This window comes from Vibrio splendidus, from assembly GCF_003345295.1.
GTDB classification, from domain to species: domain Bacteria; phylum Pseudomonadota; class Gammaproteobacteria; order Enterobacterales; family Vibrionaceae; genus Vibrio; species Vibrio splendidus_K.
This window is the reverse complement of record NZ_CP031056.1, coordinates 963,954-977,588: the sequence shown is the minus strand read 5'-3', so window position 1 is coordinate 977,588 and position 13,635 is coordinate 963,954. Positions and strand designations below refer to the sequence as shown.

Below are 13,635 nucleotides of genomic sequence, written 5' to 3'. Positions count from 1 at the left end.
ATAACACGGATTTTCTAATGATTTATTTCGAATGAAAAAAGTCATTTAAGAGATGTAGGTCAATAAGATCAGCGTAATACGATTCGACTAAATAAAATTTGGGATTGCTGCGACCAATTCAAATCGCAGGTTACATAGTCATGACCAACACTATTTGAAGGGATGAAAACGGAAAAAGGTCTCACAATGTGAGACCTTTGAATAGGCAAGGTTGTTAATCGATCAGGCGAGTATTACTAGACCTGCTGGGAGATCTTAGAAGTCAGCGTGTGGGCCAAATACTTCGTAATGTACGCGTGAACGATCCACTTTAAGTGCGTCTAACTGCTCTACGATGTTCTTCATAAAGCCAACAGGACCACAGATGTAGAAGTCGCTCTCTTCAAAGCCGTTAGTATCAGAGATTGACGCTAGATCCATTTGACCTTCATGTGTGTTCTCACATGCAGACTCGTCTTTGTTCATGTACCACGTTTTCGCTGACCAACCTTTGTCGGCAACAATGTCTTTTACACGAGTCGTGAAAGAGTGTTGGCCTACGTTTTCACAAGCATGAAGGTAAAGAACCGGTTCGTTTTTCTGCTCGTTGTTCAGGAACTCAAGCATAGACTGCATTGGCGTTACACCAACACCCGCAGAGATAAGCGTTACTGGCTTGCTGCGTTCTTGGTACATAAAGTCACCCGCTGGTGCGTATAGGCTAACTTCATCGCCGATAGCAACGGTATCGTGTAGGTGGTTAGATACAACACCTTGTGTATCTTGGCCTTGCCCTTCACGTTTAACAGAGATGCGGTATTGTTTGCCGTTTGGCTTATCAGACAGAGAATATTGACGAATTTCGCTGTATTGAGAGCCTTCTGGTTTCACTTCGATACCAATGTATTGACCTGGCGTGTAATCCAGAACTTCACCGCCGTCTTTTGGCTGAAGAATAAAGCTAGTTACTAGCGCTGACTCTTCGATCTTGTCTGCAATCACAAACGCACGCGCTGCTTCCCAACCACCAACAGCTTGCTTACGCTGTAGGTAAAGTTCAGCTTCACGATCGATGAATACTTGCGCTAAGAATAGGTAAGCGGCTGTCCATGCTTCTTCCACTTCTGGAGTAAACGCATCAGCGGCTAGTTCACGTAGTGTTTCAATCAGGTGCAAACCAACAATTTGGTAGTGCTCTGGTTGAATGTTAAAGCTTGTGTGTTTCTGTGCAATACGTTCAACCGCGGTGGTTAGCGCCGCTAGGTTTTCAATATTTTTAGCATAAGCCGCGATAGCTTCAAACAGTGCCACACCTTGGCGACCTGTTCTTTGGTGAGTCATATTGAAGATATCTTTCAATTCAGGGTTATGCGTGAACATACGTTGATAGAAGTGTTGAGTTAAAGCAGGGCCTGCGCTTTCTAAAAGAGGAATCGTCGATTTGATGATGTTGATATGTAGATTGTTTAGCATTGATTTACTCCGAACACTTAGTCTTTTGACCACTTGAGTCAAATTGACTAGTTTTATTTAAAGATGACTTTATACCAATTCATTCTCAATGAGCTCTCTGACTGCATTTTTTATGAGAATCACGTGGACTGATAAATGGGCATTAATTGATTCAAATCAACTATAGGTCAGTTATTCAGTCATATAGACAACACGTAATGGACACATAGCACAAACGGTGCCAACATGCGAAAGCTTGCTGTGTCTGACATCCTTTCAAAAATTCACTTCAAACTTTAGTCAAAAAGACCTTTTTTTTGTGTCATAAAGACTCTACCATGTATAAAAATACAAACAGTATGAGCCCTTTATGCAAGACATCTCAGCATCCACTCTCATGGAAATGACCATTGGTTTAGCCAGCGGTGTGAACGATCAAGACCGTTTTAATCGCCTAATCGATGCCATTCGTAAAACCATAACGTGTGATTGCGTCGCGCTTTTAAGCCTTCAAGGCGACACGCTAGTACCCATCGCAATGCAAGGGCTCAGTCGAGATACATTCGGTCGCCGCTTTATCATTTCGGAACACCCACGCTTTGATGAGATTTGCGCGTCACGTTCTCCTGTTCGTTTTGATGCTGATAGCTCATTGCCTGATCCTTTCGACGGCTTACTAATCGACCATGACGGCGATTTACCAATGCATGCCTGCATGGGTTTACCTCTGCTGTTTGGTGACAAATTGTTAGGAGTGCTAACCCTAGACAGCCTAAAACCTGATGTCTTTGCGAATATTCCTGCTCGTAACCTAGAAGTTCTCGCTGCTATTGCGGCTTCAACCATGCAGATGGCGATGACTTTCTCGCAACTTGAGCATCAAGCAAAACAGTCAAAGCAATTACTGGAAGAGTTGAACGTAGAAGCGTGGGAACGTGACGGCGGCGAGTTAATTGGTAACAGTGACACCATGGTCGCGCTTAAGAACGACATCGCGGTTGTAGCACCGTCTGAGTTTAATATTCTGATTCATGGTGATACTGGTGTTGGTAAAGAGCTCGTTGCTCGTACCCTGCACCACCAATCGCAACGTAAGCGTAATCCGCTGGTCTACGTGAACTGTGCTGCTATTCCTGAGAACTTGGTAGAGAGTGAATTATTTGGTCACGTTCGTGGCGCATTTACTGGCGCAGACAAAAACCGCTTAGGTAAGTTTGCCCTAGCCGACGGCGGCACTCTGTTCTTAGATGAAATTGGTGAATTGCCTTTGGCAGCACAAAGTAAGTTACTGCGTGCGCTGCAAAACAACGAAATCCAACCTGTAGGCCAAGACAACATCCAAACCATTGATGTTCGTGTTCTGGCTGCAACCAACCGAGACTTAAAGCAAGAAGTTGAAGACGGTCGATTCAGAGCCGACTTGTATCACCGACTTAGTGTGTACCCTATCGCGGTACCTGCATTGAAAGAGCGCGGTGACGACATCAGCTTATTAGCTGGTTTCTTCCTAGAACAAGCGCGCCGTAAGCTTGGTATCAACCAAGTTAAGTTCCGTTCTGATGTTCTGGTATTCCTAAACCGTTACGGTTGGCCAGGTAACGTTCGTGAGCTTGAACACGTTATCAGCCGTTCAGCACTGAAAGCATTGGCTCGCAGCACTAACAAAAACCTCGTTACAATCACTAAAGAAGATTGTGGTCCACTCGACCAAGATCAACCGATTGCGACGACACAGGTAAAAAACACACCATTATCGACACCAACGATCGACCTATCCGCTGGTTTACGTGGCGCGACGGACGATTTTCAACGCAGCATCATTACTGAAGTGTTGGAAGATGCTAACTTTAACTGGGCGCAAGCAGGACGAGTTCTGAAAACAGACCGAGCAAATCTGACTCGACTGTCTAAGCGTTTAGGACTAAATGTGGCTAAGTCTCACACGATCGAACGGACAAAATAGATATTAGCGGTTTGTTGCGAGCATCTAGCAAAACTTGTGTATATAATGCTGCAAATTGTAACGCTAATTTTAAATATGTAGAGAGAGTTATGAAGTTTATCCGTTGGTTCTTAGGTCGTGTCATCTTGTTATTGAATTTTGTATTCAGCCCACGTGGTGTGAAGCGTTCTCAAGAAGAGCAAAGCAAAGTGAATGAGCAGGCAAAGACGCACACGTTATACCAATTCGAAGCGTGCCCATTTTGTGTAAAAGTGCGCCGCGCGATGAAACGTCAATCGGTTCAATTTGAACTTCGTGATGCAAAGAACAATGATCAACACCGTGCAGAGCTTGAAGCTGGTGGCGGTCGCGTTAAAGTGCCTTGCCTACGTATCGAAAAAGACGGCAAAACTGAGTGGATGTATGAATCTTCGGATATCGTTACTTACTTAGAAAAGCAGTTCGCATAAGCTAACCTGCGTAACGAAAGTCAGATACAAAAAATCCCTCAAATATGAGGGATTTTTTATGTCTATTATTTGGAACTCGTCGCTTTCAATTTAGGGAAGAAAGCTCAAATGACTACTTCGACACAATCAGCATCAATTCTACACGGCGATTACACGCCTTGCCTTGCGGAGAAGCGTTAGTACAAGCAGGTACGTATTCGCCAAAGCCGCGAGTGTAAATAGCACGACTCGAAACATAGTTACTTTCCAAGCGCGCTTTCACTTCTTTTGCACGTAGCTCAGAAAGCGGATCATTAACACGATCACTGCCCGTGTTATCAGTATGGCCCTCAATCACCACATCAATGTCTTGGCGTTGAGAAAGGTAACTGCCTAAAGTATCCAGCCATTGATTGTAGGCTGGTTCAGGGAATGCCGAACCCGTTTTAAAGTTCACGTGCTGTTCCAGCTTTACCATCACATGGTTGCCCGGCAGTACTTCAAAGTCGATACGGTTTTGTCTTAAAAAAACTTCCAGTGGGTCATTAGTCGAGACACCACGTCCATAGTTGGTTGTGATGGTTTTTTGTTGATGAGTGCTGTTCTGGACTGAGTAACTGCGATTGCTCGCTACAGATGTCGTTTGAACCACACCCCATTCAGGATGCATAAGGTCGTAATCGGTTTGCGGAGCAGTTTCTAGCAGATCGTCACCTAACATACCCGTTGGTAACGTCGTTTCACACCCTGCCAAAGCTATGCTTAACATTATCGCTAAATATCTCATTACTTCACCAACCACTCATGCAGATAAACCATTCACTAATGTCTATATCGGCACCGAGGGAAAAACTTTAGACAAAAACTTTATACGAAAAGAAAGCACATCCCAAAAAAGTGCTTTTGATCACAGTTAACCGTCAACTAGCCTGTCATCACCCGCTAGTTCCAACTGTTTGCATTTATTTACCTTATAATTGTTTTCCAATTCGTACTAAATAGTTAGAATCTCACGACTTCTCAACGCTAGAGCAAACATTATGTTTAAACCATTTACTAAATTCATCACAGCACTCGCTGCCGTACTTATTATTGCGGGTTGTAGTGAAACAGACGAGCCACAGAAAGGCGTTCAATACGAAGCACTTCCTACTGCTCTAACTGAATTTAACCTGTCTCCGATCACTGAAATCTTCTCTTTAAACTGTGGTCACTGTCGTCAAATGGAAAGTGCAATTCCAGAGATTGAGTCGCTAACAGACCAAACTATTGGCAAGATGCACGTAACGTTCAATGAAAGTGCTCAAATCAGCGCAATGATCTACTACACAGCAGTGATGCAACTTGACGCGACACCTGACCACGCGTTCATGGACGACCTATTTGGTGCCGTTCAAATGGGTGCAGATGCAACGCCAGAACAGCGTCAACAAGCACTAGAGACAGCGTTCACTTCTCGTGGTTTGGTTAGCCCATACCAACTGAATAAAGAACAGCAAGTTGCTCTATTTGACTACGTTAAGAAAGCAGAAGAGATCTCAGTAAAAGGTCAAATCAACTCAGTACCAACATTTATCATCAACGGTAAATACCAAGTACTCACTGCAGGTCACCAAGATGTTGCTGGCATCGCAAAAACGATCAACTACCTTTTGACTCAACCCTAATCACGGCTTTAGCCCATTGATTAACACACTCTGTATTAACTGCGAAATTCTGCATTAACTATGAAATACAGCATTAACTATAAATAGGTTTTACTATGTCTAAATTTATCATCCCGGTCATTGTCTTTATTTTGGCTGGCTTCATGATCTACCGCACTTGGATGAATCATAAATCTGGCGAAGAAAATATCGAGCAAGGCCAACAGTTTCTTGTCGAAAACGGTGCTAAAGAAGGGGTTGTTACGACTGAAAGCGGTCTTCAATACCTTGTACTTGAAGAAGGTACAGGCACAGAGCACCCAACTAAGAACAGTAAAGTAACGGTTCACTACCACGGTACACTTATCGACGGCACTGTTTTCGACAGCTCTGTTGAGCGCGGCGAGCCAATCTCATTTGCTCTTAAGCAAGTAATCAAAGGCTGGCAAGAAGGTTTGACTTACATGGTTGAAGGCCAAAAAGTTCGCCTGTTTATTCCGAGCCAATTGGCTTACGGTAAGGGCGGTTCAGGCCCTATCCCACCGTCATCAACTCTGATTTTTGATGTTGAGTTAATCTCTATCAAATAACCGAAGTGACTGATATAAGCCCCAACATACAAGCTATGTTGGGGCTTTTTTATATGTGAACATTTGAAAGCACTTTGGCACTTTGGCTATTTAGCTACTTTAACAACGACCAAATATACCCTCAAAAATCGACCACTAGACGACTGGTCTAATTTAAATTATAGTACTGCCCATGAACGAAAAAACGAATGACACACGCCTGCATGTTTTAGATGTTGGCTACCAATTAATAGTGAACAACGGCTTTAACGGCGTTGGCTTATCGCAATTGCTTAAAGAAGCGGACGTGCCGAAAGGGTCGTTTTACCACTACTTTAAATCGAAAGAGCAATTTGGCGAGGCTCTGATCCAACACTATTTTGAGACCTACATCAGCAGAGTTGAAACTATTTTGGTTCATGGCGAAGGAAACCATTACCAGAGAATCATCAGTTATTTCACTCGATGGTCACAGATTGAAAACGGTACCTGTAACGCTCATAAATGCTTAGTCGTTAAGCTCAGCGCTGAAGTTTCTGATCTTTCTGATCCTATGCGTCAAGCCTTACTAAAAGGGGCTGAAAAAGTGACCTCTACGATACAACACTGTGTTGCTGGTGGTATTGAAGATGGCTCCATTAAAGTTGAAGACAGCCAAGAAACCGCTCAAAATCTATATTCTATGTGGTTGGGCGCAAGTTTGTTGAGCAAACTAAGCCAGAGCTCAAGCAGCTTAGAATCAGCTTTAAACCTAACCCAACAGATTTTAAAAGGTAAAAACTAACCACGTACTGTGTTTAGTCTTTATTAACGACAGATAACCCGCCCTCTTATCAATTTGATGACGGCGGGATTTTTAGACAACAAGACTAGACGACTGGTCTAATTCCAAATAAACATAATATAAAATTAAGGATATCCAATGACTCAACAAGACAATCGCCGCATCGTATTGGCTTCTCGCCCAGTTGGCGCACCGACTCAAGATAACTTCCGTTTAGAGTCAGTAGCCGCACCAACAATTCAAGATGGCGAGATGTTACTTCGCTCAGTTTATCTTTCTCTAGACCCATACATGCGTGGTCGTATGAGCGATGCTAAATCTTACGCAGACCCAGTTGCGATTGATGAAGTGATGGTTGGTGCAACCGTATGTCAGGTTGAAGAATCAAACCACGCTGATTACGAAATTGGCGAGTGGGTACTGGCTTACACTGGTTGGCAAGATCTTGGTGTGTCTAACGGTGAAGGCCTCATCAAACTAGGCAAAGAACCAACGCACCCTTCTTATGCACTTGGCATTATGGGTATGCCTGGCTTTACGGCTTACATGGGTTTGCTTGATATCGGCCAACCTAAACAAGGCGACACGCTAGTCGTTGCGGCGGCAACAGGTGCAGTAGGCGCAACCGTTGGACAAATCGGCAAACTAAAAGGCTGTCGTGTTATCGGCATTGCGGGTGGTCAAGAGAAGTGTCAGTACGCGAAAGACGTGCTTGGCTTTGACGAATGTATCGACCACAAAGCTGACGACTTCGCGGAACAACTGGCTAAAGCATGTGACAACGGCATCGACGTTTATTTTGAAAACGTTGGCGGCAAGGTTTTCGATGCCGTAATGCCATTGCTTAACACCGGTGCTCGTATTCCTGTATGTGGCCTTATCTCTCAATACAATGCGACATCACTGCCTGAAGGCCCGGATCGCATGTCTAGCCTTATGGGTACGCTGCTGGTCAAGCGTATTAAGATGCAAGGCTTCATTATCTTTGATGACTACGCGCACCGTTATAACGAGTTTGCTGTTCAAATGACAGAATGGTTGTCTCAAGGCAAGATGCACTATCGTGAGCACCTAATTGAAGGTCTAGACGAGGCGCCACAAGCATTCATGGGTCTATTAGAAGGCCAAAACTTCGGTAAGCTTGTTATCAAAACAAACGAAGCTAAATAAATTCAAAAACTGAACCCGTTAGTTAACTAGGTAGAATCATGATTACTTTGCATCACCTGAATAAATCACGCTCAAAGCGCATCATCTGGCTGTTGGAAGAGCTTGGTGTAGATTACCAAATCAAACCATACCAACGAGACAGTGTCACTTTTCTTGCGCCACCAGAGCTTAAGTCCGTTCACCCATTGGGTAAATCTCCTGTCATTGAAGACGATGGCATCGTGATCACTGAATCTGGCGCGATCACGGAGTACCTAATCGACAAATACGGTCAGGGTAAGTTCGCACCTACACGCGGCACCGCAGACTACGTAGAATATTCTCAATGGCTTCACTTCGCTGAAAGCTCAGGTATTTTGCCAATGTTGCTTAAGATCTTTGTAATGAAAGACGGTTGCGAGACTAATTTCCTTGGCGGCTACGCTGACGATGAAAACCAAAAGATCTTAACTTACGTGAATAATGCTCTTGAAGGTAAAACCTACTTGGTTGCAGACACACTAACAGGCGCAGACTTTATGATGTCGTTCATCGTAGAAATCGTTGGTAACTTTGGTGCAACTGCGCTTTACCCTAACATTGCTAAATACGGTAAGCTTTTGGCTGACCACCCTGCTTACCAAAAAGCAGAGCAAGTAGAGCTAGAACACTCGAGCTGATCGAGTTTCAATCAAGCTCGGACGCGCTTAGGATAAGCACAAGCAACTAAATGAAGCCAAAGCCGATTTATCTTTCGCTTTGGCTTCTCATTTGCCTTCATTTCGACAACAATACCGAACTCTAACTGAACAGCCATAGAGTTTGATTTTCATGTCAGCAAACCTTGCTCAATACACACCACTGCACGCTTTAAACCAACCAGCGAACCAAGACTTATCGCTACCCACTCGGTTTACGTTTCCGTATTACTATACTCCGCACCCAATGTGTAATTTAGCAATGCTGCAGCTTCAACAGTCACTGCTCGACTGTGGTGTGAATGAAACATCGCAAGGCAACCTCTATGCCGTACTTCTTGTTCAGGATCCAACAACTCAGGAGCTAGGCTACCTTTCTGCATTTTCAGGTTTGCAGTTAGATTCGTCTTTGGACTCCCAGTTAAACAACATTAACTTTGTTCCACCAGCCTTCGATTCAGAACAGTTTCAATCTCACAACAGTGCAAACCTCGCTCGCCAATCGCAACTAGCGGATGACATTGAAAAACTAAAACAATCGCATAACCTAGATGAATTGACATCAAGCCTAAATGAACTCAAAAACGATGCGAGTAAAGCAGTTGAAGCATTTCAGATCGCAATGGCTGCTAACAAGGCTGAGCGTACGATTCTAAGAGAAAAAGCCAATCAAGAGAAAGCGTTGGGGAATCTTGATTCAGCCGCTGACCTGCTTAAACAATTAGGTAATCAAAGCAGCCAAGAGAAGCGCGACCTAAAAGCGCTCCGTATCGAGTGGAAACAAAAGATCGCAGAACGCCAGTTGCAAGTTGATGCTATCGAAAGCGAACTTAAGAGCCGCAAGCAAGAGTACCAAGCGATCTCAGCCGAATTAGAAGCGCAACGTTTGTTCCATTATCGCTTTATCAACCAAGCACTCGAATCAAAGAACCTGCTTGAATTGTTAGATGGCAAAGACGCTCTTGAAGGCTCTGGCGACTGTTGCCTACCTAAGCTGCTTAACTTTGCGTTTGAACACGGATTTAAACCGTTAGCATTGTCTGAGTTTTGGTGGGGATTACCACCTACAGATATCATTCGACAACACGCAAACCTCTACCCTGTTTGTCAGAGCAAAAGCTTTGAGGTCCTCGACCACCAGCTGAGTGGTATTGAACTAGAAGATAACCCGCTTATCGTGAACCCTGCTGTAGGTAAGTCTTTTGATATTGTTTATGAAGACGAAGAAATCGTAGTAGTAAATAAGCCTGAAGAGTTCTTGTCGGTTCCCGGTAAGTTTATCGAAGACTCGGTTTATACACGCATTAAAGCGCGTTACCCGAATGCGACAGGGCCTTTGATCATCCATAGATTAGACATGTCGACGTCTGGATTATTGATTTTGGCACTGACCGCAGAGTCTAATAAACACATCCAGAAGCAATTCATAGATAGAACCGTAGAGAAACGATATACAGCTCTGTTAGATGGTGAAATCGACGGCAAATCTGGCGATATTAGCCTGCCTTTGCGCGGTGACATCACAGACAGACCAAGACAACTGGTTTGCCATCAACATGGACGTAACGCTGAAACTCATTGGGAAGCGGTCAGCACCAACAATGGCAAAACCAAGGTTCATCTGTATCCGAAAACAGGACGCACCCATCAGCTACGCGTGCATTGCGCTCACCCGTCGGGCCTTGGTGTACCAATCCGAGGTGATGATCTCTATGGTTACAAACGTGAGCGCTTACACCTTCATGCGGGCTACCTAAAACTGATTCACCCTACAACTGGCGAGTGGATCGAGTTTGAAGTGCCTTCTGAGTTTTAATCCAATCTTTAGCGTGGGGCTTTCGAGCCCTACGCTTCTCAAATGTCCTGTAAATAAGCTTTCAACCCTCGGTCGAAAGACCAAGACATTAGTACCAGAAATCTAAGACTAAAAAGCTTGAACACAATAAAGTGACCATCGCGGGAATACCGTCCTTCCAAGTATCAAAGCGTAAGTGGAAATAAAGCGCCCCTATCGAAGTAGCCCCCAATATTGCACCACCCATCAATTGAGTATGTTCTGGTGAGATGTCACATAGGGCTAAAATCAAAAGAGCCGCTCCTGTCAATTCGACTAACCCCACGAGAAACATGATCATTCTATTCAAGCCATAGCTTCTAAAGAAACCAAGCTGAATTTCAAACACTTTACGCTGCCAAGCAAGTATCTTGATTGAGCTTGCCAATAAAAAGAACGCCACTAGTAATACACTCACCACCGAAATCATATTGCCACCTTTCTTAAGAGTTATTAACGTCAGTGGGATTATTTAAGCATTCATAAATCGAACGATAAATGCTAATTTTATGATACTTAAGATTCCAATTTGGAATGTTTAAGTTTAGATAGCAGACATAAGGCAAGTACAATGGATAAAATTGAGTGTATTCGTATCTTCGTGGAAACTGCGCAGCTGAATAGCTTTACTGCTACTGCCAATAAACTCGACATGACACAAAGTGCCGTCAGTAAAAAGATTGCGTGGTTAGAAAATGATTTGGCAATGACGTTGTTTCAGCGAAACAGTCGCAAAATATCCCTAACCCATGCAGGCAAAGACTACCTCACTTATTGTGTCCGCTTCCTAGAAGAAATGTCAGCAATAGAAAGTCAGCTCAAGCGAGAAACCGAGTCTGTAGAAGGTGAATTGAAAATATCCGCGCCCAGCGCCTTTTCATCAATGTTACTTAGCGAGCTGCTCCAAGCGTTCATTGAGCAACATCCGGGTATCCGCATTAACCTTAGCGTCGACGACCGTATAATTAACCTCAATGAACATAATATTGATGTTGCGATTCGAGCATCACAGCTCAAAGATTCCGGTTTAAAGGCTCGATTCCTATTCAATAACAACGTTCAATATTTCGCATCACCAAACTACCTCCACAAGCACGGAATACCGAAACACCCACAAGAACTTAATAAACACCATTGTCTAACTTATTCACTAATGAGCCCCGCTAACGAGTGGCGCTTTACGGATAAAAACCGCCAATTCAGCAGTGTGAAAGTGAATCAAATCTTCACATCAGATAGCCCAGAAATGTTACTTAAAATGGCTAGACAAGGTTTAGGTGTGGTTGCTTTACCGGATTGGATGGGCAAAGAATTTGTAGAGAATGGGGAATTAACGCAGTTATTAGAACAATGGAGCAACAACTACTTACCCATGTACGCGGTGTATCATGCGAGTGAATATTTGCCCCAACGAATTCGAGTTTTTATCGATTTTCTTGCGGAGCATCTAAGCTCTACGAGCGATTAGCCCATCACATCGGTGCGTTGTTCTACACATTCATATGAGCCCATTTCGAACTCACGACAGATCCAAGGTCGATTCTCGTAAATAGTACACATCAGTGTTTCTCTATCTACTGCAGAACACCAGCCATCGTCTAATCTCAGCATGGTTTCTCCACCCCACTCGTCATAAGCAATATGCTCTTCAGGAACGCCTGTATCTGTGATGATCATAACCTCTAGACGACAACAGCATGCCTGGCAGTTGGCACATGTTACTTCAGGTTCGGTTACGTTCTTTATCTCTATGGTCATAAGTGACTACACTGCTAAATTTTGCGTATAGTAATCGAAACCGTCCGCTACGGCTAATAAAGAAAGTAGATGACGGTGTTTTCATGGATGTAGAAATAACAATGGGCGCTATGATTCACTCACAACACCCATTAATTTATTTTTTAGCTCGGTAAAGACTCTATTTAGAATAGGCTCGCGAAAAACAACTTAACGTAATCCATCAGACGTTTGAATATTCCACCTTGTTCAACAGCCTCTAGCGCAATCAATGGCTGAGTTTGCACATCTTCACCATCGACTGTGTAATGAACCACACCTAGTGTTTGACCTTCTGCAATCGGTGCCTTCAACTCAGAATCAAGCTCAATCGATGCCGTTAGCTTTTTACTGTCTGACTTAGGCAGTGTGATAAACGTATCTTCTGCAACACCCAGCTTCAATGTATCTTTGGCACCAAACCATACCTTCTCTTCAGCGACTTCATCTCCACCTTGATGTGGGTTTAGCGTATCGAAGAAGCGGAAGCCATAGCTCAACAACTGTTTACTGTCTGACTCACGGCTCTTAACGCTTGATGCGCCCATAACAACCGCGATAAGTCTCATCTCTCCTTGTGTCGCCGAACTCGCTAAACTGTAGCCAGCGCCAGAGGTATAGCCCGTTTTCATGCCATCAACCGTCAAGCTTCTATCACGCAATAAGCCATTACGGTTGTGTTGTGTGATGCCGTTGTAACTGAACGAACGTTCGCTGTATAAGCCATAAACATCCGGTAAATCACGAATAATCGCACGACCTAGTAATGCAATATCGTAAGGAGTCGAATAAAGATCGTCAGCGTCTAAACCATGCGCGTTCGCAAAATGGGTGTTTTCTAGTTTCAGAGACGAAGCCCAAGAGTTCATAAGATCCACAAATGCATCTTGTGAGCCCGCAACGTGTTCCGCAATCGCAACACTCGCATCGTTACCTGATTGAATAATCAAGCCGCGGTAAAGGTCCACCATTGCTACATCGGTGTTCACTTCGATGAACATTTTTGAAGAGTCAGGGAAGTTCTTCGCCCACGCGTTCTCGCTGATTCGTACCTGATCGTCAGCAGAGATGTTGCCTCGCTTCATCTCTTGCCCAGCCACATAGCTGGTCATTAGTTTAGTCAAACTCGCTGGGTTTAACTTAGTGTGTGCGTTTTTCTCTACCAGCACATCACCAGAATTAAAATCAATTAACACATACCCTTTTGCGCCTAGGCTAGGTGGGCTTGGTACTATAGAAGGTGCTGCGATAGCTGCATTACTTACCATCGCTGCGTTACTTACAATGAATATACTTAATAGAGGGAGAGAGTATTTGGAAAACAGTTTCATTGAATCAAACCTAAGTTAACGTTTTG

Annotated in this window: 14 protein-coding genes; 9 read left to right on the top strand and 5 right to left on the bottom strand. The window is 43.9% G+C overall.

Annotated features, from left to right (window positions below; genetic code table 11):
- Positions 1-255 precede the first annotated feature (255 nt).
- The gene (gene hmpA, locus DUN60_RS19980; RefSeq protein ID WP_114635216.1) at positions 256-1,452 is read right to left on the bottom strand and encodes an NO-inducible flavohemoprotein; all 1,197 of its coding nucleotides are present in this window, start codon (positions 1,450-1,452) and stop codon (positions 256-258) included.
- Positions 1,453-1,801: 349 nt separating this feature from the next.
- Between hmpA and norR the strand changes: the two genes are divergently transcribed.
- Entirely contained in the window at positions 1,802-3,394 is a 1,593-nt protein-coding gene (gene norR / locus DUN60_RS19975; RefSeq protein WP_004731373.1) for a nitric oxide reductase transcriptional regulator NorR, read from the top strand.
- An 89-nt stretch (positions 3,395-3,483) separates the two neighbouring features.
- Entirely contained in the window at positions 3,484-3,843 is a 360-nt protein-coding gene (locus DUN60_RS19970) for a glutaredoxin family protein (RefSeq protein ID WP_004731371.1), read from the top strand.
- A gap of 112 nt (positions 3,844-3,955) precedes the next feature.
- Here the strand turns inward: DUN60_RS19970 and DUN60_RS19965 are convergent, their stop codons facing one another.
- Complete coding sequence (locus tag DUN60_RS19965) at positions 3,956-4,591, bottom strand: OmpA family protein (protein ID WP_029222001.1); 636 nt, start codon at positions 4,589-4,591, stop codon at positions 3,956-3,958.
- A gap of 271 nt (positions 4,592-4,862) precedes the next feature.
- Here DUN60_RS19965 and DUN60_RS19955 point away from each other — a divergent pair, with 271 nt between their 5' ends.
- From DUN60_RS19955 to DUN60_RS19930, 6 genes are all read left to right on the top strand, one after another.
- Positions 4,863-5,489 carry a thioredoxin domain-containing protein gene (locus DUN60_RS19955; protein ID WP_004731367.1) on the top strand — a complete coding sequence of 209 codons (627 nt, stop codon included), beginning with the start codon at positions 4,863-4,865 and terminating at the stop codon, positions 5,487-5,489.
- A 95-nt stretch (positions 5,490-5,584) separates the two neighbouring features.
- Positions 5,585-6,058: a BamJ family beta-barrel-assembly machinery protein gene (gene bamJ, locus DUN60_RS19950; protein ID WP_004731366.1), complete on the top strand. Its 474-nt coding sequence runs from the start codon at positions 5,585-5,587 to the stop codon at positions 6,056-6,058.
- A 172-nt stretch (positions 6,059-6,230) separates the two neighbouring features.
- A complete protein-coding gene (locus DUN60_RS19945; RefSeq protein WP_029222534.1) occupies positions 6,231-6,821 on the top strand; it encodes a TetR/AcrR family transcriptional regulator in 591 nt (196 codons plus the stop codon).
- Positions 6,822-6,959: 138 nt separating this feature from the next.
- Complete coding sequence (locus DUN60_RS19940) at positions 6,960-7,991, top strand: NADP-dependent oxidoreductase (protein WP_114635215.1); 1,032 nt, start codon at positions 6,960-6,962, stop codon at positions 7,989-7,991.
- A gap of 38 nt (positions 7,992-8,029) precedes the next feature.
- Positions 8,030-8,650 carry a glutathione S-transferase family protein gene (locus tag DUN60_RS19935; RefSeq protein WP_108185380.1) on the top strand — a complete coding sequence of 207 codons (621 nt, stop codon included), beginning with the start codon at positions 8,030-8,032 and terminating at the stop codon, positions 8,648-8,650.
- A 151-nt stretch (positions 8,651-8,801) separates the two neighbouring features.
- A complete protein-coding gene (locus tag DUN60_RS19930) occupies positions 8,802-10,484 on the top strand; it encodes an RluA family pseudouridine synthase (protein ID WP_114635214.1) in 1,683 nt (560 codons plus the stop codon).
- 88 nt (positions 10,485-10,572) lie between these two features.
- On the opposite strand, the gene DUN60_RS19925 is transcribed toward DUN60_RS19930, so the two are convergent.
- Complete coding sequence (locus tag DUN60_RS19925; RefSeq protein WP_114635213.1) at positions 10,573-10,932, bottom strand: DoxX family protein; 360 nt, start codon at positions 10,930-10,932, stop codon at positions 10,573-10,575.
- Positions 10,933-11,073: 141 nt separating this feature from the next.
- Between DUN60_RS19925 and DUN60_RS19920 the strand changes: the two genes are divergently transcribed.
- Entirely contained in the window at positions 11,074-11,970 is an 897-nt protein-coding gene (locus DUN60_RS19920) for a LysR family transcriptional regulator (RefSeq protein ID WP_114635212.1), read from the top strand.
- On the opposite strand, the gene DUN60_RS19915 is transcribed toward DUN60_RS19920, so the two are convergent.
- On the bottom strand, positions 11,967-12,260 hold the full coding sequence (locus tag DUN60_RS19915; RefSeq protein WP_017076090.1) for a YkgJ family cysteine cluster protein: 294 nt from the start codon (positions 12,258-12,260) through the stop codon (positions 11,967-11,969). The two genes, DUN60_RS19920 and DUN60_RS19915, sit on opposite strands and share 4 nt — an antisense overlap.
- A 164-nt stretch (positions 12,261-12,424) precedes the next feature.
- On the bottom strand, positions 12,425-13,609 hold the full coding sequence (locus tag DUN60_RS19910; RefSeq protein WP_114635211.1) for a D-alanyl-D-alanine carboxypeptidase family protein: 1,185 nt from the start codon (positions 13,607-13,609) through the stop codon (positions 12,425-12,427).
- Between the last annotated feature and the right edge of the window lie 26 nt (positions 13,610-13,635).